This window comes from Polyangiaceae bacterium (assembly GCA_020633235.1).
Taxonomy (GTDB): domain Bacteria; phylum Myxococcota_A; class Polyangia; order Polyangiales; family Polyangiaceae; genus JACKEA01.
This window is the reverse complement of sequence record JACKEA010000005.1, coordinates 406354-430594: the sequence shown is the minus strand read 5'-3', so window position 1 is coordinate 430594 and position 24241 is coordinate 406354. Positions and strand designations below refer to the sequence as shown.

At 68.9% G+C, this 24241-nt stretch carries 26 protein-coding genes; 16 read left to right on the top strand and 10 right to left on the bottom strand.

The genetic code is table 11. The features are described from left to right. Nucleotides 1-34: 34 nt before the first annotated feature. A complete protein-coding gene (locus tag H6717_27725) occupies nt 35-1333 on the top strand; it encodes an MgtC/SapB family protein (protein ID MCB9580850.1) in 1299 nt (432 codons plus the stop codon). Between the two features lie 69 nt (nt 1334-1402). Here H6717_27725 and H6717_27720 read toward each other — a convergent pair whose 3' ends face one another. After that, nucleotides 1403-3370 carry a serine/threonine protein kinase gene (locus H6717_27720; GenBank protein MCB9580849.1) on the bottom strand — a complete coding sequence of 656 codons (1968 nt, stop codon included), beginning with the start codon at nt 3368-3370 and terminating at the stop codon, nt 1403-1405. Nucleotides 3371-3379: 9 nt separating this feature from the next. After that, nucleotides 3380-4537, bottom strand: a complete 1158-nt coding sequence (locus H6717_27715; protein MCB9580848.1) for a hypothetical protein — start codon at nt 4535-4537, stop codon at nt 3380-3382. A gap of 141 nt (nt 4538-4678) precedes the next feature. Between H6717_27715 and H6717_27710 the strand changes: the two genes are divergently transcribed. After that, the gene (locus H6717_27710) at nt 4679-5986 is read left to right on the top strand and encodes a serine/threonine protein kinase (GenBank protein MCB9580847.1); all 1308 of its coding nucleotides are present in this window, start codon (nt 4679-4681) and stop codon (nt 5984-5986) included. Here H6717_27710 and H6717_27705 read toward each other — a convergent pair. Genes H6717_27705 through H6717_27695 form a run of 3 tightly spaced genes read right to left on the bottom strand, consistent with a single transcriptional unit; the run spans nt 5976 to nt 8249 of the window. Next, nucleotides 5976-6638, bottom strand: a complete 663-nt coding sequence (locus tag H6717_27705) for a glutathione S-transferase family protein (protein ID MCB9580846.1) — start codon at nt 6636-6638, stop codon at nt 5976-5978. The two genes, H6717_27710 and H6717_27705, sit on opposite strands and share 11 nt — an antisense overlap. 42 nt (nt 6639-6680) lie before the next feature. Next, nucleotides 6681-7619 carry a PEGA domain-containing protein gene (locus H6717_27700; protein ID MCB9580845.1) on the bottom strand — a complete coding sequence of 313 codons (939 nt, stop codon included), beginning with the start codon at nt 7617-7619 and terminating at the stop codon, nt 6681-6683. A 12-nt stretch (nt 7620-7631) separates the two neighbouring features. Further along, complete coding sequence (locus tag H6717_27695) at nt 7632-8249, bottom strand: methyltransferase domain-containing protein (GenBank protein ID MCB9580844.1); 618 nt, start codon at nt 8247-8249, stop codon at nt 7632-7634. A 57-nt stretch (nt 8250-8306) separates the two neighbouring features. Between H6717_27695 and H6717_27690 the strand changes: the two genes are divergently transcribed. Further along, a complete protein-coding gene (locus tag H6717_27690) occupies nt 8307-9500 on the top strand; it encodes a penicillin-insensitive murein endopeptidase (protein ID MCB9580843.1) in 1194 nt (397 codons plus the stop codon). Nucleotides 9501-9561: 61 nt separating this feature from the next. Here H6717_27690 and H6717_27685 read toward each other — a convergent pair whose 3' ends face one another. Further along, a complete protein-coding gene (locus H6717_27685) occupies nt 9562-10458 on the bottom strand; it encodes a LysR family transcriptional regulator (GenBank protein ID MCB9580842.1) in 897 nt (298 codons plus the stop codon). Nucleotides 10459-10547: 89 nt separating this feature from the next. Here H6717_27685 and H6717_27680 point away from each other — a divergent pair, with 89 nt between their 5' ends. Further along, nucleotides 10548-11315 (top strand): NAD(P)H-binding protein, encoded by a 768-nt coding sequence (locus H6717_27680; protein ID MCB9580841.1) that lies wholly within the window; start codon nt 10548-10550, stop codon nt 11313-11315. Here H6717_27680 and H6717_27675 read toward each other — a convergent pair. Next, complete coding sequence (locus H6717_27675) at nt 11214-12917, bottom strand: hypothetical protein (protein ID MCB9580840.1); 1704 nt, start codon at nt 12915-12917, stop codon at nt 11214-11216. The genes H6717_27680 and H6717_27675 overlap by 102 nt on opposite strands. Before the next feature lie 144 nt (nt 12918-13061). Then, a complete protein-coding gene (locus H6717_27670) occupies nt 13062-13946 on the bottom strand; it encodes a LysR family transcriptional regulator (GenBank protein ID MCB9580839.1) in 885 nt (294 codons plus the stop codon). A gap of 66 nt (nt 13947-14012) precedes the next feature. Here H6717_27670 and H6717_27665 point away from each other — a divergent pair, with 66 nt between their 5' ends. The 7 genes from H6717_27665 to H6717_27635 all read left to right on the top strand — a co-directional run bounded on the left by H6717_27665 (nt 14013) and on the right by H6717_27635 (nt 18767). Continuing rightward, nucleotides 14013-14873, top strand: a complete 861-nt coding sequence (locus H6717_27665) for an NAD(P)H-binding protein (protein MCB9580838.1) — start codon at nt 14013-14015, stop codon at nt 14871-14873. Next, the gene (locus H6717_27660) at nt 14870-15202 is read left to right on the top strand and encodes a hypothetical protein (GenBank protein MCB9580837.1); all 333 of its coding nucleotides are present in this window, start codon (nt 14870-14872) and stop codon (nt 15200-15202) included. The genes H6717_27665 and H6717_27660 overlap by 4 nt, the downstream gene beginning before the upstream one ends. A 12-nt stretch (nt 15203-15214) precedes the next feature. Then, nucleotides 15215-16069 carry a hypothetical protein gene (locus tag H6717_27655; GenBank protein MCB9580836.1) on the top strand — a complete coding sequence of 285 codons (855 nt, stop codon included), beginning with the start codon at nt 15215-15217 and terminating at the stop codon, nt 16067-16069. A 63-nt stretch (nt 16070-16132) separates the two neighbouring features. Next, complete coding sequence (locus H6717_27650; protein ID MCB9580835.1) at nt 16133-17071, top strand: hypothetical protein; 939 nt, start codon at nt 16133-16135, stop codon at nt 17069-17071. A 26-nt stretch (nt 17072-17097) separates the two neighbouring features. Continuing rightward, a complete protein-coding gene (locus H6717_27645) occupies nt 17098-17946 on the top strand; it encodes a helix-turn-helix transcriptional regulator (protein MCB9580834.1) in 849 nt (282 codons plus the stop codon). A 31-nt stretch (nt 17947-17977) separates the two neighbouring features. After that, entirely contained in the window at nt 17978-18301 is a 324-nt protein-coding gene (locus H6717_27640) for a winged helix-turn-helix transcriptional regulator (protein ID MCB9580833.1), read from the top strand. 7 nt (nt 18302-18308) lie between these two features. Then, nucleotides 18309-18767: an SRPBCC domain-containing protein gene (locus H6717_27635; GenBank protein ID MCB9580832.1), complete on the top strand. Its 459-nt coding sequence runs from the start codon at nt 18309-18311 to the stop codon at nt 18765-18767. A gap of 35 nt (nt 18768-18802) precedes the next feature. On the opposite strand, the gene H6717_27630 is transcribed toward H6717_27635, so the two are convergent. Beyond that, nucleotides 18803-19057, bottom strand: a complete 255-nt coding sequence (locus H6717_27630; GenBank protein ID MCB9580831.1) for a hypothetical protein — start codon at nt 19055-19057, stop codon at nt 18803-18805. A gap of 25 nt (nt 19058-19082) precedes the next feature. Further along, nucleotides 19083-19784, bottom strand: coding sequence for an MBL fold metallo-hydrolase (locus H6717_27625; protein ID MCB9580830.1), 702 nt, complete (start codon nt 19782-19784; stop codon nt 19083-19085). A gap of 162 nt (nt 19785-19946) precedes the next feature. Here H6717_27625 and modA point away from each other — a divergent pair, with 162 nt between their 5' ends. The 5 genes from modA to H6717_27600 all read left to right on the top strand — a co-directional run bounded on the left by modA (nt 19947) and on the right by H6717_27600 (nt 24193). After that, on the top strand, nt 19947-20666 hold the full coding sequence (gene modA, locus H6717_27620) for a molybdate ABC transporter substrate-binding protein (protein MCB9580829.1): 720 nt from the start codon (nt 19947-19949) through the stop codon (nt 20664-20666). A gap of 62 nt (nt 20667-20728) precedes the next feature. Next, nucleotides 20729-21322: a molybdate ABC transporter permease subunit gene (gene modB, locus H6717_27615; GenBank protein ID MCB9580828.1), complete on the top strand. Its 594-nt coding sequence runs from the start codon at nt 20729-20731 to the stop codon at nt 21320-21322. Beyond that, on the top strand, nt 21319-22413 hold the full coding sequence (locus tag H6717_27610; protein ID MCB9580827.1) for an ATP-binding cassette domain-containing protein: 1095 nt from the start codon (nt 21319-21321) through the stop codon (nt 22411-22413). The genes modB and H6717_27610 overlap by 4 nt, the downstream gene beginning before the upstream one ends. 95 nt (nt 22414-22508) lie before the next feature. Then, nucleotides 22509-23642 (top strand): hypothetical protein, encoded by a 1134-nt coding sequence (locus H6717_27605; GenBank protein ID MCB9580826.1) that lies wholly within the window; start codon nt 22509-22511, stop codon nt 23640-23642. Further along, nucleotides 23639-24193, top strand: coding sequence for a hypothetical protein (locus H6717_27600; GenBank protein ID MCB9580825.1), 555 nt, complete (start codon nt 23639-23641; stop codon nt 24191-24193). The genes H6717_27605 and H6717_27600 overlap by 4 nt, the downstream gene beginning before the upstream one ends. The last annotated feature ends 48 nt before the right edge of the window (nt 24194-24241 follow it).

The following is a 24241-nucleotide window of genomic DNA, read 5'->3' as shown; positions in this document are numbered from 1 at the left end:
ACTCGCCGCCTTCGTCGTATGCTGACCCGAGGTCATGCACGACCTCGACGCGCTCCTGTCCCTCGGCCTCGCGCTGCTCCTCGGGCTGCTCATCGGCTTCGAGCGGGAGCAGTCTGCGCCGGACGATCACGAAGAGCGGCGCCGCACCTTCGTGGGGGGTGCTCGCACCTATCCGTTGGTCGCCCTGGCCGGGGCCTTGACCATGCTGCTGCGCCCCGTCGTGGGGGTGAGCCTGGTGGTCGCCGGCTTTCTGGTGCTGTGCGCTTTCCTCGGCATCTCCTACTGGGACGAGATGCGCCGCCGCGGAGACCGCGGGCTCACCAGCGAAGCGGCGTTCATGATCACCTATCTGCTCGGAGCGCTGAGCAGCAGCCCGGTGTTCGAGCCCCTCGAGCGCCGCGCCATCGTGCTCGCCTTCGTGGCCGTGGTGGTCACCGTCGTCCTCAGCGTCAAGCCGCGGCTGCACGCGCTGGCGGAGCGCGCCAGCAAGGACGACGTGTTCGCCACGCTCAAGTTCCTGATCGTGGCAGTAGTGGTGCTGCCACTCTTGCCGAACGAGCCTTTCGGCCCCTACGGCGTGCTGAACCCGTTCAAGATCGGCTTGATGGTGGTGCTCATCGCCGGCATCGACTTCGTGGGCTACGTGGCCGTGCGCGCGCTGGGCGCCGGTCGCGGCTTGGGGCTCACCGGCATCGTCGGCGGCCTGGCTTCGTCCACGGCAGTCACCCTCAGCGTGTCTCGCCGCGCCAAGGAAGATCCGTCCCTGCGTCCTTCCTGCACCCTGGCGGTGGTCACCGCCTCCACGGTGATGGTGCCCCGGGTGCTGCTCGAGGTTTCCGTGGTGCACCGCCCGCTGCTCTCCCAGTTGTGGATCCCCCTGGGCGCCATGACTCTGGGCGGCGCCATCGCCATCGGCTTCCTGTACAAGCAGAGCGGCGACGTCGCACCCAAGAGTCAGAAGCTCGAGCTCTCGAACCCCTTCGAGCTCTCGTCCGCGCTGAAATGGGGTCTGATCTTCACCATCGTGCTGTTCGCCTCGCGGCTGGCTCACGAGCTCCTGGGCGAGAGCGGCACCTACCTGGCGGGCCTGGTGGCCGGCGCCAGCGACGTCGACGCGATCACGCTGAGCATGGCGAGCTTGGCCAAGGGCGGGAGCGTCGACCCGCGCGTCGCCGTCACCACGATCATGATCGGCGCCGCCGCCAACACCATCGTGAAGGGCGTGATGGCCACGGTGATCGGCGGCTGGCGCTACGGCCGTATCGTGGCCGCAGCGTTCGGCGGAATGATGGTCAGCGGTGCCGCCGGGCTCGCCGTGGTGTGGCTCGGGTGACGGGATTCGCGCCGGACCAACAGCAAGACGAGGCAGGATTCGCAGGGTGTTGGTGCGGCGCGATACCCGTCACGTGGCGAGCCAGCGGCCTTCCACGATGCTGCCATCGGCCATCATCGCCACCACCACGCCGACGTCGGCGTACAGGCTGATGATCGGCGCGATCAGCGCTTCGTCGTGCCACACGCGCTCCCACGGCGCGAGACCCACGGCTTCCGTCACCCAGATGGCGTGGGCGCCCGCGGCCCAGGAGCGACCGGCAGCGTCCACGGCGGCTGCGCTGAGATCCGGCGCACCGTTCAGGCGCTGCGCCCGCACCGAGTCCGGCGTCACCGTCACCGTGAGGCCGTCGCTGCCCACGGCCAGGCCGTGCTGGCGGTCGATGCGCGCAGCGCAGGCCAGGAGCGCGCGAACCTGAGGCACGTCCAGAAGCTCCACGTCCCAGTTCAGCGGTTGAAAGCGCGCCAAGAATCCGGAGCCGTCGTGCTTGCGACCGGTGATGAGCCAGCGATCATCCGCGACCCTCGCGAGCGCCGATACCGTGGCGGCCTTGCTGAAGGAGAGCGGCTTGAGCCAGCGCCGGGAGCTCAGCGTGTAGAGCACCGGCGAGTGCTCGGGGCGTACGCCGACGACCACCGCGAGATCGGAGAAGTCTCCGTCTGCCACGCTGAAGCTCTCGGTGGCGACGGGACCGCGCACCACGTCGGATACACCGCTGCTCGAGAACGTGGCCAGCGTGCTGGCGTCCCCACCGATGAGCCAGTTGCCCGCCGACACGCGGTGGACGAAGCGAACGCCGCGGGGATCCGGCAACCCCTCTGCGAACGCGTCTTGCCAGCTGGTGCCGTTCCAGAACGCGAGACCCTCGCTGGTGGCCGCGAGACAGCGGCCGTCGCCGTCCCAAGCCACGCTGCGCACCACGCGATCCCCGCTGGCATGGTGGCGGAGCGTCCAGTGCCAGCCGACGGCCCCCGGCGTACGGGACGGCGCGATGCTCTCGGCCCGACGCTCGGCGCCGGTGCGCGTGGCGCTGCGGCGCGCCGCGCTCTTCAGAAACGGCAGCACCGTGGAGGCGAACAGCTGGGCGCTCGCGGGGCGTTCTTCCGGCCGCGGCGCGGTGGCCTGGGCCAACGCGGCGTCGATCCCGCGGCACGCCGCCGCGTCCGCCGCGAGGTCCGGGGACAAGAGCGGTGACTCCGTGATGCTCAGGCGCTTTTCCGAGCGCGCCTGGCGCAGCATGTCCAGCGGGGTCTTGGCGGGGAAATACGCTCGGCCGGTGAGCATGAAGTAGACGTCCACGGCGAAGGTGAACACGTCGCTCCAGGTGCCGATGCGGCGGTCGTCCAGGGCCGCCTGCTCGGGCGGGGCGTAGCCCACGGTGCCCACCACGATGCCGCCGAAGGTCGCCGACATGCCCACCGGTCGCGCCAGGCCGAAGTCGGCAATCTTGAAGATCTCGTCCTCGCCGAAACCGCAGCAGAGCACGTTGTTCGGCGTCAGATCGCGGTGCACGACGCCCACGTCGTGGACCGCCTCCAGACCGCTGGCAATGGCGCCCACCGCCAGCGCCGCGCGGCCGGGGCCGAAGGCGTGGCCGGTGTGCTCGACGCTGTACACCACCCGCTCGGAGAGCGTGGTTCCCTCCGCGCCGCCGTGGACGTACTCGATGGCGAGCCAAGGTAGATCGAACTCGCGCCCTTCGCGGCTCACGCGCACCGTACCCGAGTCCAACATGCGCACCACGAAGGGCGTGGGTGGGACGCGGCCGTTCAGACGCGCGAGGGCGACGGCTTCTTTCTCCACGATCATCGCTGCCGTGGGCCCGGCCTCCAACACGTACTCGGGCCGGAGCAACTTGACCACGACCGGCGACTTGCCATCCGCGGCCACGCGCATGCCGAAGTAGGCGATGCCCATGGCCCCGGCCCCGAGCATCTTCCCCATCTGGTAGCGCACGCCCGCAACGGACGCCGAAGGCAGCTCGTGGCGCGCCAGCGCCGAGAGCGATTCATCCGTCGGTGCAAGCTCGATGGGCACGGGCGGAGTCTAGAAGACGCTGCAGCTGGTGTCGTCGAAACAGTGCACCACACGATAGGAATCCAAGCCGGCCGCCAGCCAGTACAGCTCGCCGGCAGCGGTACCGCTCACCAGCGACACCACCGCCGGGTAGTCCGTGCTCTGCCATTGCCACTCAGGCTCTTGGCCCAGCGGGAGTCGATAGCGCTGTACGAACGCGAACCCTCCGCCCTCGCCCCCCAGCCAGAGATCGTCTCCGGACACCGTCAGGCTGCGCGCGCCCTGCGTGCCGGCTGCCCGCCGCGCCGCCGTCACCGCGCCGCTCGAAGGATCCACGGCCATCACGAAGGCTCCGTCGTCCAGCGCCCCGGCGACGAAGATCGCCGTCTCGCCCAGCGCGAGGGCCGCCGGCGCGAGGGCGCCCAAGCCCTCCGCCGAAAGCGGACCGAGGGCGTCGCTGGGCGAGCAGTCACAGCTCGGCGGAGCGCAGCTGGAATCGACGAAACGAGCCAGCGTCGGCCCGTCCTTCGTGTCCAGGAGCACGGTCACCACGTCGTCGCGAGCAGCGACGTCCACGGCGTGGGAAGGCACGGAACCGAAGGCGACGCTGCACTGCCCCTGAGCACTGCTCTTCACGGCCCAGGCCGTGTCGGCGTCACTCGCGCCCACGGCCCAGAAGCCCGAGCTCGTGGACGTCACCCGGGACAGCGTGCCGCCCGTGACCAAGCTCTCGCTCGGCGGAGCCTGGAGCGTCGAATCCAGCTTGGCAATCAGGGCCTGGTCCGCGCTGCTGCCGGCGACGCACACCGAGTCTCCGCTGGCAGCGACCTCCGCAGCGCTGTTGCCCACCAACGCCGCGGCGTCCTCGCTCCCGGTGCACGCCGACAGGGCCGTCAACCAGCCGAGCGCGGGGCGGCCGGCGTCTTCGTTTGCGCTGCCCACCACGTAGAGTCGGTCGCTCCCGAGAGCCAGGCCGAGCGCCGCCGCCTGGGGCTCCGTCACGTCCCAAGCTCCGCACTCGAAAACGCACACGCCCTCCACCGCGTGGCTGCCCACGGGGCAGGCTTCGCTGCAGGCGTCCCCGTCGCACGCCTGGGCCTCGCCTCCGGAACCGTAGCTGAAGGAATCCGGCGTACAGCCCACCAGCGGAAGCAGCATCCACACTCCCCACCAGCGTGCCGAGACCATGACGCCTCAGGCTAACATCCCCCCGGGCGAAAGTAGCTCCCGGATCCGACGAATGGTAGCCTGCCCGGGCCGCGCGTCATGGGCCCCGACACCGTCATTGCAGGGAAATATCGGCTCGTCCGCCACTTGGGGGACGGGGCCATGGGCTCGGTGTGGGAGGCGAAGAACGAGCTCACCCAACGCTCCTTCGCCATCAAGCTGATTCAGGTCACCGGGGGCGAGGCGGAAGAGCTGCGACAGCGCATGCTGCGCGAAGCGAGCGCTGCGGGGCGGCTGCATCACCGCAACGTGATCGAGGTGTACGACGTCGGCGAGACCGAAAGCGGCGATCCCTTCCTGGTGATGGAGCTGCTTCGCGGCGAGACCCTCGAAGCCTTGATGGATCGCCGCGGGCGCTTGAGCACCGCCGCCGTCGCGGCCATTGGTGCGGAGGTCGCCAAGGCGCTGGACGCGGCCCACGAGGCCAGCATCGTCCACCGGGATCTGAAGCCGGCCAACGTGTTCCTGCATCAGGATCCCGACCGCGGCATCGTGGTCAAGGTCCTCGATTTCGGCGTCAGCAAGGTGATCAGCGAAGAGAGCGCGTCCTCGACGGTGACGGGGACCGCCGTCGGTTCCCCCGCGTACATGTCGCCGGAACAGGCCATGGGGTCGCGGGTGGATCACCGCACGGACGTGTGGTCCTTGGGCGTGCTGCTCTACGAGATGGCCAGCGGCAAAGGCGCCTTCGACGGCGACACTCCCTATGCGGTCGTGGCCGGCATTCTCCAGGGCCCCCTCCCCGCCCTGCTCGACGCCGCGCCCGGAGCCGATCCGAGGCTTGACGGCATCATCCGCCGCTGCATGGTGCGCGACCCGAACGGTCGCTTCCCGGGTGCTCGAGAGGTGGGCGCCGAGCTCGAGACGCTCTTGCCCGGCCGTCCGGAGGTCGTGCTCGAAGACCTGGAAGAAGCGCCGACCCTCGCCCGCGACGCGCGGGACGTATCCCAGCCGCGCATCGTGCTCCCAGCGGCGCCGGCAATGACGGCGAACATGCCCCTGCGCCAGAGCCTGCCGAGCTTCGAGTCCATCGCCATCCAACAGCCGGCTCCAGAGACCAACCGCATGCCGCTGCTCATCGGCATCGCGGCCGGCACGCTGGTCGCGGCGGGGATCCTCGTTTTCCTGCTGATCTCCACGCTGCACAAGGCGCCGCCGGCGCCGCCCGTCGCTCCCGTGGTCGCCGTCAGCCAACAGCCCGCTGCCACGCCGGAGCCCGCGCCGGTGGCATCGAGCGCGCCACCGGTGGTGGAGCCCGCGCCGCCCACCAGCGCGTCGGAGAAGCCTCCGCTGGTGAAGAAGCCCGCGGTGCGCGTCTACAAGCCGCTGCCGGCGTGCCCGCCGGACAAGGTGTTCTTCGGACCGGACGGCAAGAAGCGCTGCGTGCTCCCGGGGCACGTCATCCGTTAGCGAGCCACGCTTCGCCGCGCTTCACGTAGGCGTGGAAGCGATCCTCGATGTCGGCCACCGTGGATCGCTTCACGGACTCCCGCGCCAAGAGCGCATCGCGCCAGCGCGTGACCTTCTCGAAGCCGTCGAAGACGGTCAGCTCCGGGCGGAGCTTCTCGCACCACGAGAGCCGCTGCAGCGCCGGAGCCGCGGAAGAATCCACCAGCGAGAGCTCCTTGCCGTAAAAGTACGGACCCTCGTCCGGGAGCATCGCTTCGAGCTTCCCGAGCTTGTCACGCACCTTGGCCAGGTGCTCCTTGGCGCCCGCTTCGTCCTTCGCCATCTGCATGCGATAGGCGTCCATCACCAAGTTGGACGAGAACTCGATCCAAGCGCGGCCGTACGCGCGCTCCAGCGGGTCCTCGGGCAGCATGCGTCCCTCGGTGACCTCGTCCAGGTACTCGTTGATCACCGCCGACTCGAACAGCACCTTCTTTTCGTCGACCACCAACACCGGCACCTTGCCCAGCGGGGAGATGGCCAAGAACCACTCCGGCTTGTTCGCCAGATCGATGTACTCGATGTCGAACTTCACGTTCTTTTCGTTGAGCGTGATCACGCTGCGCTGGACGAAGGGGCACAGATCGAAGCTGACGAGCTTGTAATGCGGCATCCTCCGAGCCTAGGGCCGGAGCCGCGGAAGTAAAGCGCCGCGTCAGAACGCCATGCGGAGCCGGGCGGAAGTGGGCGTGATGGCCACCTGCGTGCGCTCCTTGCCGGAAGAGAGCGCCCACCACACGCCGCCGGTGAGCGCAGCGGCGGCGCCCACGCCGAAGAGCACGTTGCGCGCCAGCTCCGCCGAGCTCGCCTGATCTTTGGCTTCCTGGTGTGCCGGATCGTGCTCCAGCGCCGGAGGGCACGACCATCCGTTGCCCTGCCGAATGCAATCCGCCGCGGCGTCCGACAGCTTCTCGTTGCGTCGCAAGTGGAACACGACGCCGGCGACCATGGCCGCGGCCCCCACGCCCAGGCTGATCACCGCTCCGGTGGGAGGCCCCGCGGAGCTCACGGTGCGCGGTGGCGGTGGCGGGGCGACCTTGGGCTCGGGCGACGGTATCGGCTTCGGGAAGCGCGCCACTACCTCGACGGTCTGTCCGCTCCGCGCCGTGACCTCCCGCACGAAGGGCGGCTTGCCCGCGACGCGCACCTCCACGCGATGCGAGCCGGTCGTGAGCTCGACGCTGCGCGACGCGTCCACCTCCTCGCCGTCCAAGGTCACCGTGGCGCCCTCCGGCGCGCGTACCCGGAGCTTCGGGATCTGCTGCTCGAGGGCCGCGAGGGCCGAAGCCGCCAAGTGCTCCACGTCCGTCGCGCCCTCGTCCCGCGCGCTGGCCTGCGCGCGCTCGAAGTCCCGTCGCGCTTCCGTCAGCTGACCCGCGTTGCGCTCGGCCTGAGCCAGGTTGAACAGGCCCACGGCCGTCGGGCGCAGCCTGACGGCCTGACGAAAGCCCTCCGCCGCTTCCTTCCACTTGCCCTCTGCCGCGAGGCCGGACGCCGCGTCGTAGGCGCTTTGATAGGGATCCGGCGTCTCGTCTTGGGCCCGGGCGGCGCTCGAAAACAGAAGCACCAAGCCGAGCGCCCAGACCCAACGCATGCCGTCAGCGTATCACGGCTTCTTCCGGGCGACGCCACGCAAGGTGGGCCGCACGATGGACAGCGCCTTGCGCATGCTCTCGCGCTTCACGTCGGAGAGCTCGAAGCCGGCCCGTTCGAGCGACTCGCCCGTGCGCCGCGTCAGGTGGCAACCGTCGGCGATGCGTTTCCACACCGGCTCCACCCGCCGCTGCCACGCGAGACGCGAGCCCCCCTCCGCCGCCACGTGCTCGATGAACACGAAGCGCCCACCCGGCTTGAGCACGCGCCGCGCTTCCGCCAGGGTGGCGTCCACGTCCGCGACGGAGCACAGCACCAAGGTGCACACCACGACGTCGAAGCTCTCGCTGTCGACCGGCAGCGCCTGGGCCGGCGCGGCGATCACCTCCGCGGGGTGCTCGTGCTCCGTGGACAGCGCCCGCAGGCGCGAACGCATGTGGCGATCCGGCTCGGCGAGCACCAGCCGCTCGAGCCCCAGCGGGTAGTGATCCAGATTGCGCCCGGTGCCGGCGCCAATCTCGATCACGCTGCCGGTCAACTCTCCGAGCAGCGCGTGACGCCAGGCGGCCAAACAGGCGCGTTCACTCTCCGCCATGAAGCGGTCGTAGATGGTGGCGACGAACCAGGACACGGGGCCGAGAGCCTACGGACTGGCCCGGCCGCCGTCGAGACGCTATAGGGTGACCCCATGCGCGCTGCCTTGGGCTGTGCGTTGGCTGCGTGCTTCGTGGCCTGCGCTCGCGAGCCGGCTTCGTCGCCCGCACGTCCCGTGGCGTTTCCACCGCCGCCCGTGCTGACGAGCGCGCCGCTGGCCGCCCCCAGCGCGTTGCCCTCGCCTCCCGTGGCCGAGCCCCAAGCAACGGAAGGCTATGCCGGTGCCGAAGACGAGCCGGTGGACGATGGCGAGCCCCTCGACGACGTGCCCCCGCCGCTGTCCGCGCCCCCCAAGCCGCACCCCCTGGAAGGCTGGAGCGAGGCGGACATCGAGAAGCAGCTCCGGGAAGATGCGAGCGTCCTCGGCTCCATGTCCGTGGGGCGCCCCGGCGCCGGCGCCCTCATCAACGGCGTGCAGCTGCCCGAGAGCGACGCCTGGCAGCGCGTGGATGCCGCCCACGAGTGGGGCACCCAGGAGACCGTCGACTACCTGACAGAAGCCATCGGTGTGGTGCGCAAGCAGTTCCCCGACTCGCATCCGCTGTTCGTCGGTCACATCAGCGCGCGCCACGGCGGTCACCTGAGCCCCCACATCAGTCATCAATCCGGCCGCGACGTGGACATCAGCTTCTACTACGACGACCCGGACTCCACGCACTGGTACGCCCGCGCCACGACCAAGAACCTCGACCGCGCTCGCACCTGGGCCTTCGTCCGGGCGCTGATCACGCACACGGACGTGCAGCTCATCCTCGCGGACTACTCCGTGCAGAACATGCTCAAGGAGTATGCCCTGGGCATCGGGGAAGACCCGGCCTGGGTAGAAGGCCTGTTCAAGGGCGTCCCCGGCAAGTTCCGGCCGCTCATCGTGTACGCCAAGGGCCACGCCACGCACCTGCACATTCGCTTCTTCAATCCCATCGCCCAAGAGACGGCCCGTCGCGCGCACCGCGCGCTGCTCGCTCTCGATCGCATCAAGCCGCCCGTCTACTACATCACGCACAAGGTGAAGAAGGGCGAGACCCTGGGCATGCTGGCGAGGAAGTACGGCGTCTCGGTGCGCGAGATCCAGCAGGCCAATCACCTGAAGAACACCGTCATCGTGGCCAAGCACGAGTACAAGATCCCGCGCAAGGGTGGCGTGAGCGCGCCGCCCCGCGTGGTGGTGCCGCCGCGACGCCTACCGCCGCATCCGCCCCGGCCCAAATCCGAGAGCGCCAAGAACTGACGTTTCCGCGGCGAGCCAACAAGAGAATCGTCCCAATTCATTTGTTGTTGGTCCGCCGCGGTCACAGCGCGACGAAGGCGCTCGCGACGAAGTCGTAGACGACGCGGATCCTGCGGCTGGTGGCGAGCTCGCGGTGACTCGTGAGCCAGCTCGGAAACGGGAAGCACGGCGCCTTTTTCGGCAGAACGCGGCGTACCTTCGGCTCGCGGTCGCCGACCTCTTCCATCATGACGCACAGGCCGGCGCCGCTCTTGGCCAGCTCCCACTGCACCAGGTGATTCTCGGTGCGGATCGGAAAGCTCTCCGCGCCAAAGGAGAAGCCGATGCCGTTGAGGGCGTCCTGGAACGTCTTCTTGCGATCGAAGGCCAGCACCTCGGCGCGGGCCGACAGCGCCGCGAGGCTCTTCGGATTGCCGATGCTGGCCAAGTACTCCGGCGTGGCGTACAGCCACGCGCGGTGGTCCTTGAGCTTCTTGGCGAAGAGCTCCGGATCCGTGGGGCGGAAGTTCCGGAGGGCGATGTCCGCCTCCCGACGCCGCAGATCAGTGGTGGCGTTGGAGGCGACGATCTCCACCTCGATGCCGGGATGCGCCGCGCGGAGGGCCTTCACGATGGGCGGCAACAGGTAGGCGGAGATCGCTTCGCTCGCCGCCAAGGTGACGACGCCGTCGATGTCCATCGACTTGCCGGCTGCGGAAAGCGAGATGCGACCCGCCGCCTCGCTCATGGTGCGCACGTGCTCCAAGAGCTCGAGCCCCGTCGGGGTGAGCTCGAGGGCATTGCCCACGCGCTGGAACAAGCTCACGCCGAGCTCCTGCTCCAGCGCTGCGATCTGGCGGCCCAGCGTGGGCTGCGCCTGCCCAAGAGCCCGCGCCGCCGCAGAGAAGGAGCCCTCTTCCGCGGTCACCAAGAAAGCTCGAGCGCGATTCCAGTCGAAGCCCACGGGGGTCCAGTCCATGCACCAATGCATAGCAGGTATGCCAACTATGGGAATGGGCGCGACACAAATGCATGGCTACAACAAGGGGGTCGAGAGGAGAAACCCCCATGAGAGTCTGCATCGTCGGCGCATCCGGAAAGCTCGGGAAGTACATGATCCAGCACGCCCTGGACCGGGGGTACGAGGTGGTGGCGGTGTGCCGGGAGCAGAGCGTAGACAAGCTCGCCGCCTTCGCCGATCGCATCACCATCGTGCCCGGCCAAACCGACGACCGAGACGTGATCCGCCGGGCCGTGGCCGGCGTGGACGCCGTGCTCACGGTGCTCGTGCCCTGGGGCATGCAGCACTATGCCTCCGGCACGGCCCAGGCCGTGCTGGACTTCGCGCCGCCGGACGCGCGTCTGATCTTCTCCTGTGGTTGGCACATCACGCGGGACGGCAAGGACGTGTACTCGCGAAAGCTCACCACCCTCGTCAAGGTGTTCCGCTGGGTCGGACGCCTCACTCGCGTGGTCGACATCGACGATCAGGTGGAAGCGACGCGTCGGATCTTCGAGAGCGACACGCGTTGGACCGTCGTCCGGGGCAGTGATCTGGAAGAGGGCGAGAGCCAGGGCCTGCCGGTGTGGAGCCGCCACGTGGGCGACCCCGTGCTCGCGGACAACCTCACCCGCCGCGTGGACTTCGCGCTGTTCATGGTAGACGCCATCACGAACGACGCGCTGATCCGCGAGGCGCCCGCCATCGTGGGGCGCCTCACGCCGTCCGCACGGTCACGGCACCTGGAAGGCCTTGGCAGGGGCGGAGGAAACCACGTCCCCGGTCGGGCCCTTCACCCAGCCGAAAACGAAGTAGGAGCCCGTAGCCAGGGGTGAGCCCGAGAAATCCAGCGTAATGCTGGAACCCGCTGTTGTGCCCTTGCTCACCACCAGGCTTCCGGCCTGCGCAGGCGTACCTGCGAGCGTCCAGATCTGCAGGTAGATGCTGCCGACCTTGGTGGGGTACGTGGTCGCGACCGGCGTGAGCCCACCCGGTTCCAGGAAGTCCACCGTGAGGGAGTCGGTGGGCGCGAGCTGGTTCTTGGACAGCTGCATGATCGAGACCAGCGCGGGCGTCGTCGACCCCACACTGGCGGTGACCGTCTGAGTGGTCGCACCGTCGTGGATCTCGAGCACCAGATCGAGCTTCCCGGAAAGTTGAAGCTGTGCCACGTCGCCCGTCAGGATGAGCTGCTTGGTGTTGGTGCCATCCGTCTGCACCCGGTACCAGTCGAGGGTGGGCGACGTGAGGTCCTTGGTGCACGCTGCGCTGGCCTTGAACTGAAGCTGGCTGTGGAGCACGAAGTCCTTGCCGTCCGCGGGGGACACGCCATTGATGAAGTCGTTCACCAATATCTCGCAGCTGCCGACGGGCGTCGGTTGGGTCAGCTGCCCCACGGCGTACACCGACGGCCCTTCCGTGCCGCTCGCCGTCTTGGAGTGCAGGCGGTAGTTGTAGAACCCGGCCTTGGTCAGCCCCACGTCCTTGTAGCCGGACGCCGGATACGGCAGCTCCGCCAAGACCTGCCAGCCGCCCGCATCCAGCCGCTCGACGACGGCATTGCCGTCGGCGGCGTCGCCCGCGGTCCAGCTGAGCTTCAGCGCGCCCGGACCGTCTTCCTTGACCTCGAAGTCTTGCAGGGCTCCGGGCGGCGCGAAGTAGGCCACGCGACTCGCGAAGCGGCTGTACTTGAAGCGGTACCAGTACATCGCGCCGCAGGGCCAGTGGTTCACGCCGTTCAACGTGCACGCCGTCTCGGTGCCGCCCAGGTAGTCCGTCACCTTTTGCGGGAGCTCGATCCCGGGGGCCGGGGGGAAGCGCGGCGAAAACTCGCTGTCGGCCACGGAGAAGTCACGGTTCACCGCGCGCTCCACGGGCCGGAAGGCGTCGGTGCGATCGATCTTGACCGAGCTTCCGTCGGGGGCGACCTTCAGCGGCACCGGCAGGTCTTGCAGGCTCGGCGGTAGGATCGCGCCGTGCGTGCTGAAGTGATCGATGTCCGCTTCCACATCGAGATCGCCCACCTTGTGACTGGTGGGCCACACCTCGAACATGTCGGGCGTGAGGCGGCGCCCGAGCACCACATCGCCCTCCGCGAACGCCTGGGTGTACGTCAACGTCAGCGTCCCCGGCTTTTCGAGCGCCAGGCCGTCGGGCGTGAGCTGGTACGCGAGCCCTGGGGCGAAGCCGCTGTCGTCCTCTGCGGGTGCGATGCCAATGAGCGTGTCCTTCGCGACCGCCCCCGGCGGCAGGCGCAGCGTGAGACGCCCATCCGCCGACGTCAGCTCCCCGCCCTGCGCACCAATGGTGGCCTGGACTTGGTCCTGTGGCTGGCTCGAAGGGCCCTGGGCCGCGTCGTCCTCACTGCTGCAAGCGATGCCAAGAGTCGTGATGAGCGCGTAGAAGAAGACGCGCAGGATGCTCGATACGTGCTTCATGGACCTCCAGTGATCCGCCGCGTCGGCGGTACGGGAGGCTTCGGCTGCAACAAATCTGCCAGCGAAAAGCGCGCCTTTCCTGTGGAATACGCTGCGACCGGAGTGGGACCAGATCCTCCAAGGGCTGGACTCGAGGGTCCAAGATCAACCCGTGGCCAACGCGACGCGCAGGTGGTCCACACAGGAGCGCACGGCGGCCGTCAGGGTTCGCTCGGCCGGGTACACCAGCCACAGGCCGCCGACGGATCCCGAAAAGCCGGGGAGCACTCGTTCGAGCCCTGCCCGCTTCTCCGCGGCCGGCAACAGCGCAATGCCGATCCCCGCGATGGCAGCGTGCCGCGAGGCCATCATCTCGTTCACCGTCAGGCGAGGCTGGAACCCCACCCGATGCTTCTTGCCGCGCCGGTCGAAGAGCTCCCACGAGGCACCGGTCTCGGTGGTACGCAGCGCGATGAGATCGTGCTTGGGCAAGTCCGAGAGGCGCTTCGGTCGACCCTTGCGCTCGAGGTACGCCGCGCTCGCGAACAACTGGCGGGCTGACTGCGAGATCTGACGAGCAATCACGTCGTCACTGCCCACGCTGCCGGCGCGGATCGCGATGTCGTACCCCTCACCCGCAAGGTCGATGGTTCGCTCCGTGAGATCGATCTCGATGCTGACCTCGGGCGTGGCCAACAAGTAGCTCTGGAGCGTTTCCGTCACCATCGGCCCCATACTCACGGCGGCCGTGATGCGCACGCGACCGCGCGGCTGCGCGTGCAGCTCCAGTACCTGCCGGCTGCCCTGCGACAGCTCTTCGAGTCCCCGCTCCGCATGCTGGAAGTAGCTCTTGCCGACGTCCGTGAGATTCAGCCGCCGCGTGGTGCGCTCGAGGAGCCGCGTCCCCAAGCTCTGCTCGAGCCGCGCCACCCGTCGGCTCACGGTCGACACCGGCACCCCGCGCCCGGCCGCAGCTTTGGAGAAGCTCCCCGCCTTCACCACATCCACGAACAGCGCCACGTCGTTGAGGTCCGGAGCCGCTTTTGCCATGAGAGCAAAAGTATCTTTCATTCTCTGGGACTAGTGCAACAGGAGCAAGGTCCGCACACTCCAGCCATGGCAAACATCATCGTAACGGGAGCCACTGGGACCATTGGTCGCCGGGTGGTGGAAGGACTCATCGACCGCGGCGCCTCCCCGGCGCTGCTCACTCGAAATCCGGCTTCGGCGCCTGGTGGCGCCGAGGTCCTGACGGGCTCCTTCGAGGACGCCGATTCCTTGGGTCGGGCCTTCGCGGGCAAGGACACCGTCGTCTTGATCACGCCGGCCAATGCTCGGGCCGACGAACAAGCGGCCCGCGCGATCGACGCGGCAGAAGCGGCCGGGGTTCGGAAGCTCGTGCGCATCTCGGCGCTCAAGGCAGATCCCGACGGGCCCACCGACAACACCCGGCAGCACGGACGTACGGAAGCGAAGCTCGCGGCAACCAAGCTCACGACCGTGATCCTGCGCCCGCACTTCTTCATGCAGAACCTGTTCATGGCGCTGCCCACGATCCTCGCGCAAGGCAAGATCTTCTTCGGGGTGGGCGACGGCAAGCTCGGCCTGGTCGACACGCGTGACGTATCGGACGCGGCCGTCGTCGCGGCCACTACGGACACCTTCGACGGCGGCACCTTCGAGCTCACGGGCCCCGCGAGCGTCGACTACCACGCCGTGGCTGCTGCCGTGGGGCGCGCCCTGGGTCGCGAGGTGGGCTACGTCCCGGTGCCGCCGGAGGCGGTGGCCGAGACGGTGCGGAGCTTCGGCGCCGACGACTGGACCGCGGGGATCCTGCGGGACTACTGCGCCGCGTACGCGCGCGGCTTCGGCGACTTCGTGACCGAGAACGTGCAGCGCATCACGGGGCACGCGCCGCGGTCCATCGACGACTTCGCGCGTGAAGTGCTGGCGCCCGCCGCACGGAGCGCGGCGTGAACGTCCTGCTCCTCGGCCGGAAGGGCGTCGTCGTGGAAGATGCACGACGGCGCCTGGGGCTGTCCGGCGTTCGCTTGTACGGCGGCAGCAACATCGACGACGTTCGCCGCGTGTTCGACGAGGCGCCCATCGACCACGTGGTGATGGGCGCGGGCATCGACCTGCCCGCCCGGCTGGAAATCGTCCGGGAGATCTTCCTCCGCAGCGACACCACTACGGTGCACCTCAAGGACGTCGCCTCCGGCCCCGAAGGCTTTTTGCCGTTCGTGCGCAGCGTGCTCGCCGGGCTTGGCGGGCAAGCCCTGGACGCGCTGGGAGCATCGCGCTAGCAAGCTCTTCCCGTGGCGGCTCCCCTCGCCTTCAAGAAACGTGTGAAGCTTCCGGAGCTCTCCTTCGAGCAGCCGCTGAGGCGACGTCGTTCCAAAGCGCCGCTCGGTGTCGCCGCGTGGATCGCCGGCGTCGCGCTGTGCTGGGGCCTCACCACGGGGCGCGTTTCCCTGTCGTGGCTCGACGCCGCGACGACGACGGCCCACGCCGCCGTGACGGAGGCGCGCGGCGCGCCGGTGGCGGCCGTGGCTACGGCGAAAGCGCCGGAGCCCGCGGCCACCGTGCGCGAGGTGTCCGCCGTGCCGCCGCCGGTCGCGACGGTCGTGGCGGAGCCGACCATCAGCGTCGAAAGTGACGACCCCGGCATCGACGTACCGAGCTTGGGCGCGCCGAGCGCCGACGAGGAAGAGCCGGAGCAGACCGCGACGGGTATCGCGCCGGACCAACCCCCAGCGGAAGAAGCACACGTCGAGGCGAAACCCCCGCCGCCGCCGCCCCCGAAGCCCGAGCCCGAGCCCGCACCGCAGAAGGTGATCGCGGCCGTGGCGGGCATGAGCTGCGAGCAAGCGATGGCGCAGAACGACGACGAGATCACCGTGGGTGGCGCTCGCGGTCCGGCGGACTTGCCGGCGTCGGCGTTTGGAGCCGTGCTCGACAAGGGCGGCTACCTCAACTACTGCGGCGTGCCCGGCAACATGACGGTGCGTATCTGCGCGGCCGTGAAGAACGGCAAGGCCATCGGCGTGACGGTGCACACGGTGCCCGGCAATCACGACTCGGCGCTGTGCGTGGCGCGCGCGGTTCGGCGTCTCGGCTTTCCTTCGAGCCCGCGGCTCGATGTCGTGCGCACCACTTTCGAAGCCGAATAGCGCTGGAGGATACTTTCGGCCATCGCGAGCCGAAGGGTGGAGGCTCGTGCTAGTCAGCGCGCGATGACGGCACGACGCTATCTCGCACTCTGCTTGTTGCTGACGTCCGCGTGCTCCTCCGGATCCGGTGGTGGCGGTGGCGGCGGTGGTGGTTTCGGAGGCTTCGCGGGCTCGGGGGCGGGTGCCGGTGGCGTGGCCGGCGCTGCGGGAAGCGGGGGCGCAGCCGGTGCCGCTGGCAGTGGGGGCGCGGCCGGCGCCGCGGGTAGCGGGGGTGCCGCCGGTGACGCGGGAGGCGCCGGGGGCCAAGCCGGAGGCGGGAGCTGTACGGACACGTACTGCGCCCAGAGCGACACCTGCTGGAAGACCGCGGTGGACTGCGCCAGCGTGAAGCTCTGCGGCAGCCAATGGGTGGGCTGCACCCCCGACGAAGCCAACCAAGGAATGGTCGTGGACTGCGCGTACCAGGCCTGCGTCCCCACTCCGGTGACGTGCACGAACTATCCGTCGTCCCCCAAGTACTGCGACGGCCTCGACGGCGCGCCGCCGAACTGCTGGCCCGCGGTGGTCTCCTGCCAGACCGTCGTGTACTGCGACGGCATCGGGTCGAAGGCCTGCGCGGCCGGCCAGGCCGTGAGCTGTACCGGGGTCGACTGCCTGTTGCCAACGGGCGCCGAGTCGACCGACGCGGCCTGCAGCAACGGCCTCGACGACGACGGCAACGGATTCATCGATTGCGCCGACTTCCACTGCAGCGCCAACCCCTCCGTGAGCGTCTGCAACGGAGAGAACGACGACGTGACCTGTAGCGACGGCAAGGACAACGACGGCGACGGCCACATCGACTGCCAGGACTACGACTGTCAGATCAGCCCGGCCGTCACCAAGTGCCTCGGGGAGCGCACGAACGAGGAATGCCACGACGGCCTCGACAACGACGGCGACTCGAAGATCGACTGCGCCGACACTTCCTGCGCAGCCAGCCCTTTCGTCACCTGTCCCTGAGCTGATAGCCTCCCGCGCTCCGGGAGATGTTCGTCGCGAGCACTCAGAAACGCATTGGCCGCGGCAGCTATCGCGCGGACTACGTGATCTCCCGCGACGTGTTCGTCGCCACCATTCGGCGTACGGGTTTGACGTTCGACTCGCGCTTCGTGCCGCCGCCGAAAGCGTACCCGGACGGCGTGCTGCTGTACGTCTTGCTCCAGGGCGCGCTGGAGCTGAACGGGGAACGTTTCGATGCCCCGGCAGCGGTCTGCTTCGACGTACGGCAGTTCGAGGGCACGGTGCCCTTTCGCAACTGGGGAGAGCCCCTCGCGGCGCTGGAGATCCGCGTCGATTCGACGGAACACTTCCTCGCCGGAGCTCCCCGCCCCTGTTCCATCGAGCTCAGCGACGACAGTTGGGCTTCGGCGCGGCGCCTCGCGCGCCGCCCCACGAACGAAGGCGCGGTCGTCGAGCTGATCCGCTCTCTTGCCGACCAGCAGCTGCTCGCCGCGGATCTCGCCCACGGTCTGAGCGAGACACGCAGCCGCCACCATCGGATCTTCGAGGCTGTTCGGCCCTTCGCCGAGCGGCTGGATCTGCTCAATACGCTGGATGCCGTGTCTTTGACCGCCGGCCTCTCCCTCCGGCATCTGAACCGCGAGCTGGGCGAGTTCGCGCGTTCCTTCCAGGTGCCCTTCGTGGGCTGGCGTGAGACCACCAAGCGCCTTCGCATCAAGCTCGCCGTGCTGGCGCTCTCGGAGCCCGAGGTCAGCATCGCGGACATCGCGCGCCTCGCCGGCTACGGCAGCACTGCCGCCATGAAACGCGCCTTTCACGACGCGGGGATCCCGGCGCCGAGCCAGGTGCGAGAAATGCTGTTTCGTAAGCCTTGACTTACGGTTAGCTGCGGCTTACGTTCGCGGCGTGTTGGCAGCAAACGTACTGGACGCGCTCGGCGATCCCACGCGCAGGGCGGTGTTCGAGCGATTGAGGAGCGGACCCCATTCCGTGGTGGAGCTGGCCCGCGGGATGACGGTCAGTCGCCCCGCCGTCTCCCAGCACTTGAAGGTGCTCAAGGCCGCGCACTTGGTGAGCGATCGCGCCGAGGGCACGCGCCGACTGTACTCGGTGGACCCGCGGGGGCTCGAAGCGTTGCGCAGTTGGCTCGACGGCCTTTGGGACGAGGCCCTGCTGCAGTTCAAGGATGCCGCGGAGCGAGAGGCGGCTTCGCTGCGCAAGAGAAAGTGAGCAAAACATGGAAAGCTTGAAGAAGTCCGTCGTCGTCGCCGCTCCCGCCCACGTCGCGTGGCGCGTCTTCACGGAGCGAATGGGAACCTGGTGGCCCCTCGTATCGCACAAGATTGGAGCGACGAAGGCCGTGGACGTCGAGCTCGAGCCCAAGGTCGGCGGCCGTTGGTTCGAGCGCGGTGACGACGGCAGCACCTGCACCTGGGGTCACGTCGTCGCCTGGGAGCCGACCACGCGCCTGGTGCTCAGCTGGGAGATCTCGGCGGACTGGCAGCACGATCCCGAGCTGCAAACCGAGGTCGAGGTTCGCTTCGTTCCGGATGGCGACTCCACTCGCGTCGAGCTCGAGCATCGTCACCTCGAGCGTTACGGTCAGCGCGCTCAGGAGATGCGCGGTGTGTTCGACTCCGACGGCGGCTGGACGGGGCTCCTCGCGGCCTTCGCGAAGCAGGCTGCCGCAGACTGATCGAGAGAATGTTGGTCCGGCGCGCTACCCGTCGCTCAGCGGAAGCTGCGCGGCTGCCAGCCGTAGCGCGCCGTGCCGACCTCGAAGCGCAGCTTGGCGCGTTGGATCTCCGTGACCACCTGAGGGCGACCCGGCCGGCCGTGCACCACCACGTTCTGGAGGTTCGTGATCTTCTGCCCGTGCGACAGCTTTTGTGCGCGGCGCACGGGGTGATGACTCGGCGCCGCCGCCGCGGAGATGCTGACCAAGATGCCGATCGCGATGCCAGAGAGCACGAGCCGTCGTTTCACGAGGACCTCCAGCCGATGAAACACGTCAGTCTAGCACTTCCTTGGCGCCGGGCCCGGGCGGCGGAAACACCGGATTGATGCGGCGGACCTCGCCGAGCTCGGCGTGCTCGCCACCGTAGGCGTGCCCCGGATACAGCACGATGCTGTCCGGCAACGTGGCGAGGCGCTGGCGCAGGGTGCGGCGCATCTCTTCCGGATCCCCGCCCGGCAAGTCCACCCGGCCGCAGCCTTGGAGGAACAGGGTGTCCCCGGCCAAGAGCGCATCCTTCACCCGAAAACACGACGACCCGGGCGTGTGCCCCGGCGTGTGGAGGAGCTTCACCTCGACCTCGCCGACGACGATGGCGTCCCCCGAGTCGTGCTCGGTGATGTCACTCTTGGAAAGCTCGGTCACCACGCGGATGCCCTCGGCCTCGAGCTTGTGGGCGTGCACCGGGCACGGGTTCTTCTCGAGCAGCGCCGGTAGGCCCTGCACGCTGAAGCCGAACATGCTGCCGCCCACGTGATCCGGGTGATAGTGCGTGGCCAAGGCGCCGACGATCTTCATGTCGTCCGCCTGGGCGGTGGCCACTATGCCGTCGACGTCCCAAGCTGGATCGATCACCAAACACTCCCCGGCGTCGCGGTCCCCGACCAGATACACGAAGTTCTGCATCTGGGTGCCGATACGGTCGCCCTTGCCGACCTCGCGCCCAACCAACAGCTGTTTGAGGTAGAACGTGCCCATGAGTCGGGCAAGGCTACCGCGTTTTCCATTGAGTTGTGACACGTTGGCGCCTCGCGACTCGGGTGACTGGTGAGCAGCCGGCGCCGGCCCCGCCGGATTTTCGCCGTGGGGCTTCGCCCCACACCCCGCGCGGGGACCCCAACCCCGCGCCGCCACTGTTCCATGCTTTTGAAGTGCGCCGCACTGATCGTGCTTTTGAGCTGCCAGCGCGACAAGACCGAGCTGTCGGTCTTTGCCGCCGCCAGCCTGTCCGACGCCCTCACCACCATCGGCAAGAGCTACGAGAACGAGCACCCGAAGACGCACGTCGCCTTCAGCTTCGGTGGCTCCAACCAGATGGCGCGCCAGCTCATCGCCTCCCCCAAGGCGGACATCTTCGTGTCGGCCAGCGAGGCGTGGATGGATCGCGTGCCGAGCGTCGACACTCGGGTCGATTTGCTCGAAAACCACCTGGTGGTCGTGGTCAAGGCGGACTCGCCGCTGAAGATCGACGCGCCCTCGGATCTGCAGAACGCCCCGCACCTGGTGCTCGCGAACCCCGAGGCGGTGCCCGCCGGCATCTACGCCAAGCAGTGGCTCACGTCCGAGAAGCTCTGGGATCGCGTGAAAGACCACGTGCTGCCCATGCCGGACGTGCGCGCGGCGCTGGGCCAGGTCCGCCGCGGCAAGGATCTCGTAGGCATCGTGTACGCGAGCGACGCCCGCTCCACGAGTGACGTCCGTGTGGTGCTCGAAGTGAGGAACGGCCCGCGGATCCGCTACCCGGCAGCGCTGCTCCGCGGGCATCAGCCCGAAGCCCAGCAGCTGTTCGACTATCTGCGCGGCCCCGAAGCGCGCCGCGTCTTCGAGAGCCAGGGCTTCGTCCCGCTGGAGGGCGATTGACGAGCACTCTCGGCATCGTGCTCCTGAGCCTGCGGGTGGCGCTCACGGCCACGGCCCTGGTGATGCTGCCGGCCAGCGCCATCGGCTACTGGCTCGCGCGCCACGAGTTTCGCGGCAAGAGCGTGGTGAGCGCCGCGGTGGTGCTGCCCTTGGTGCTGCCGCCCACGGCGGTGGGCTATCTGTTGCTCTCGCTCTTGGCGGACGACGGCTGGCTCGGCAAGAGCACCCTGGGCTTCGACATCGACGTGCTCTTCACCTGGAAGGCCGCGGTGCTCGCCTCCGCAGTGATGGCCGCGCCGCTGGTGATCCGCACCGCTCGCGTCACCTTCGAGGGCATCGATCCCCGCATCGAGGCCATGGCCCGCACCCTGGGCCACTCGCGCCTCTCCGCCCTGCTGCGCTTCGTGCTGCCCGTCGCCGCCCGTGGCCTCGGCGCCGCCGCCATCTTGGGCTTCATGCGCAGCCTGGGCGAGTTCGGCGCCACGGCCATGATCGCCGGCAACATCCCCGGCCGCACGCAGACCTTGGCGCTCGCCATCTGGACCGCGGAGCAATCCGGGCGCGACGCCAAGGCCGGCGTGCTCTTGGCCGTCGCTCTCGTCACCGGACTCGTGGCCGTGGCCTTCGCGGAACGCCTCGCCGGGAGGCGCGCGTGATCTCGCTCCAGCTGAAGGCGCCGCTCGATCGCTTCGAGCTCGACGTGAGCATCGACACAGATGCGCGCGTGCTCGGCATCTTCGGCGCGTCCGGCGCCGGCAAGAGCAGCCTGCTCGAGATCGTCGCCGGCGTGCGCGCCGCCCGAGGCCGCGTGGGCATCGGCGATCAAACCTGGCTCGATACGGAAGCCGGCGTGCACCTGCCGCCGGAGGCGCGCGGCAGCGGTTGGGTGCCGCAAGACGGCGTCCTCTTTCCACGGCTCTCCGTTCGTCAGAATCTTTTGGCTGGTGCGGCGCGAGCCCGCGCGGCCAACCAAGATCCCGAGCGCGTGCTCGCGGAGGTGGCGGCGACCCTGGGGCTCGCGGCGCTGCTGCATCGCGACGTGAAGACGCTCAGCGGCGGCGAGCGCCAGCGCGTCGCCCTGGGACGCGCCCTGTGCTCCGCGCCGAAGCTGTTGCTCCTGGACGAGCCCTTCGGCGCACTGGATCTGCCTTTGAGGCGGAGTCTCTTGCCGTACGTCCACGGCATCGTGCGGCGCTTCGAGCTGCCCGTGCTGCTCGTCTCCCACGATCCCGCGGAAGTCGAGCTGCTCGCCGACGAGGTCGTCGTGCTGGACGCCGGGCGCGTCGTCGCCCAGGGCAGCGCGCACGCAGTGCTGTCCGACGCCCGCGTGTGGCGTCTCGGCGCGGAGCACGGCTACACGAACACGCTGCCCTGCACGGTCATCGCCCACAGCGGTGACGGCTGCCGCGTGCGGGCGGGCGCTCTGGAGCTGTCCGCCGTCGCTTCCCGCGGCGGCATTGGCGTCGGGAGTGAAACCCTGATGGAGATCGCCGCGCGGGACGTGATCCTCGCAGGGCGTCGCCCCGAAGGCCTGTCGGCGCGCAACGTCCACCCGGGGCGCATCCGCGAGCTCCGTCCCTTCGGCTCGGGGCGGCTCGCGCGCGTGGCCCTCTCGGGCGTGGAGCTCGGCGTGGAGCTCAGCGAAGCCGCCGTCGCCGAGCTCGCCCTGAGCGAAGGCGCGGACGTCTGGCTCATCGTCAAAGCCACGGCCTGCCGCGTCCACCCCGCCCCCTGCGACAACCCCTGACGCAGCGTGCGATTTCGGACCTCCGCGCAGGCTCGATGTGCTTGCCGTGCACCCGACCTTGCTGGGATACTCGCCGTTGGCCGGGAGGGTCCCAAATGCGCACGGGAACGTACGTCGAAGTTCATCCGGATGAGCTGCAGATGCCGGAGCGTTGCGCGTCCTGCGACGGTCCGTCGCACACACGCGTCCTCGCGCGGCGCAGCCTGGGCATCGGGAAGCCCGCGCTACTTTCCGTGCCCTACTGTGAGCAGTGTCGGCGGCTCGCGTCGCGCTCGCTACGCACGTTCTGGGTGCTCGGCGTGGGGATCACCGCAGCGTGCGGCGCCGCGCTGCTTGCGACGGTCGCCCTCGCCGGCTTCTCGCCTTGGATCTCCACCCCCGCCGCGCTCGTGGTGGCGACCGTCGTAATCGTCCTGGTCGCCGTGGGAGCTTCCTTGCTGCCACCGCGCAAACCTGCAACGGCTCATCAGTTGGCGGTCGAGATCGCTCGCGCCAACGACAAGCGCCTCAGGCTGTTCTGCTCCAACGACGGCTGGGCCCAGGAGATGGCGCGGCTGAGCGCGGGGCGCACTCGCCCCGGTCGCCGCGTGTTCCGGCTGATGCCGGAGGGGGCCCTGCTCAGCGTTGGACTCGGTGGTGCACTCGTCGGTTCGCTCGGGGGCTTTCGCCTGATGCACTGCCCCGTCGCGGTGGACAATCCCACCAACGAGGCGATGCAGATCTACCTGGACGAGGCGCCGGCCATGGTGGTGCCCCCGAACCCTCGAGGAACGGCTCCGCCGGAGATGTGGGTCGGTCTCGGGGAGCACATCCTCGCATACGGCCCCGTGGGCGCGAGCCGGCCCGTGAGCGCGGTGCGCGTGACGACCACTCGGGCGCACAGCTTGTACGTTCCACGGCAGGCCGCCTGCTACTGGAAGATCGTGACGGTGTACGGCAACGCCAACCCCGGTGCGGCCGGAAGCGAGGCGCTGTACGGTCGCGAGTTCCATGAGCTGGGCTACGTGGACGATTGGTTCGAATCCAGTCCCAAGCAGGTGTCGTCCGACAGCGGCGGCGCGCAGCGCACTTCGTTGGTCCGCAACTCCGCTTGCACCGCCCTGGCCCTGAACGGTTGCGACGCCAAGGTACTGGGGCAGCTCACACGCTGTCAGGACAGCGCGGAATCGGCGTCGGAATACGATGACTGTCTTCGCGCTGCGAAGACACGCTGCGAGGACAAGCGATGAGCTTCTTCATCTGGTGGGGAAGCCGGCGCGAGCTCGTACGGCGCGGCGTGGTGGTGGATTACTGCTGGGTTTGTCGCACGCTCCAGCCCTTCGTCGTCGTCGATTCGTTCATGTTGACCCACGTCTACTCCGTGACGGTCGGCGGCGGAGCGTATGAGGGCAGCACCCGGATGTGCTTCGGTTGCCAGAACAGCTACGCCTTGGACGCCAATCGCTACGCGGAAGTGCTGCCGCTGGGGGCGGCCACCACCTTGAGCTTGCACGAGGGCCTCCGACGCTGCCTGCCGCGGCTCGCCGAGGTGATCGAGATCGCAGGGGCGCTCAGGGAAGCGACGGCGAAGAAGCCGTATCGGGACGTGGACGGGCGTACGTTTCGAGAGCTCGCGGCGGACACGCCGGATCTTCTGGCAGCCCTCGCCAATGCGGGCTGGGACGTGGCCGAGCTCGCATACAAGATCCGCCAATGGGAGCGCCTTCCCGAAGACGAGCTACGCGAAGCCGTGGCCGAGCTTCGGGGCATCGCGAGGGGCGCAGCGCTCGTTCCAGAGTGACGAAACTCCGCGCCAGGATGTTGGCCCGGCGCGGAAGCAACGGACTCG

Excerpts from the sequence above, each read along its gene's own strand:
- H6717_27725 (MCB9580850.1), top strand. The coding sequence starts at position 35 with ATGCACGACCTCGACGCGCTCCTGTCCCTCGGCCTCGCGCTGCTCCTC.
- H6717_27715 (MCB9580848.1), bottom strand. The coding sequence starts at position 4,537 with ATGGTCTCGGCACGCTGGTGGGGAGTGTGGATGCTGCTTCCGCTGGTG.
- H6717_27710 (MCB9580847.1), top strand. The coding sequence starts at position 4,679 with ATGGGCTCGGTGTGGGAGGCGAAGAACGAGCTCACCCAACGCTCCTTC.
- H6717_27705 (MCB9580846.1), bottom strand. The coding sequence starts at position 6,638 with ATGCCGCATTACAAGCTCGTCAGCTTCGATCTGTGCCCCTTCGTCCAG.
- H6717_27700 (MCB9580845.1), bottom strand. The coding sequence starts at position 7,619 with ATGCGTTGGGTCTGGGCGCTCGGCTTGGTGCTTCTGTTTTCGAGCGCC.
- H6717_27690 (MCB9580843.1), top strand. The coding sequence starts at position 8,307 with ATGCGCGCTGCCTTGGGCTGTGCGTTGGCTGCGTGCTTCGTGGCCTGC.
- H6717_27685 (MCB9580842.1), bottom strand. The coding sequence starts at position 10,458 with ATGGACTGGACCCCCGTGGGCTTCGACTGGAATCGCGCTCGAGCTTTC.
- H6717_27680 (MCB9580841.1), top strand. The coding sequence starts at position 10,548 with ATGAGAGTCTGCATCGTCGGCGCATCCGGAAAGCTCGGGAAGTACATG.
- H6717_27675 (MCB9580840.1), bottom strand. The coding sequence starts at position 12,917 with ATGAAGCACGTATCGAGCATCCTGCGCGTCTTCTTCTACGCGCTCATC.
- H6717_27670 (MCB9580839.1), bottom strand. The coding sequence starts at position 13,946 with ATGGCAAAAGCGGCTCCGGACCTCAACGACGTGGCGCTGTTCGTGGAT.
- H6717_27665 (MCB9580838.1), top strand. The coding sequence starts at position 14,013 with ATGGCAAACATCATCGTAACGGGAGCCACTGGGACCATTGGTCGCCGG.
- H6717_27650 (MCB9580835.1), top strand. The coding sequence starts at position 16,133 with ATGACGGCACGACGCTATCTCGCACTCTGCTTGTTGCTGACGTCCGCG.
- H6717_27645 (MCB9580834.1), top strand. The coding sequence starts at position 17,098 with ATGTTCGTCGCGAGCACTCAGAAACGCATTGGCCGCGGCAGCTATCGC.
- H6717_27635 (MCB9580832.1), top strand. The coding sequence starts at position 18,309 with ATGGAAAGCTTGAAGAAGTCCGTCGTCGTCGCCGCTCCCGCCCACGTC.
- H6717_27625 (MCB9580830.1), bottom strand. The coding sequence starts at position 19,784 with ATGGGCACGTTCTACCTCAAACAGCTGTTGGTTGGGCGCGAGGTCGGC.
- modA (MCB9580829.1), top strand. The coding sequence starts at position 19,947 with ATGCTTTTGAAGTGCGCCGCACTGATCGTGCTTTTGAGCTGCCAGCGC.
- modB (MCB9580828.1), top strand. The coding sequence starts at position 20,729 with ATGCTGCCGGCCAGCGCCATCGGCTACTGGCTCGCGCGCCACGAGTTT.
- H6717_27605 (MCB9580826.1), top strand. The coding sequence starts at position 22,509 with ATGCGCACGGGAACGTACGTCGAAGTTCATCCGGATGAGCTGCAGATG.
- H6717_27600 (MCB9580825.1), top strand. The coding sequence starts at position 23,639 with ATGAGCTTCTTCATCTGGTGGGGAAGCCGGCGCGAGCTCGTACGGCGC.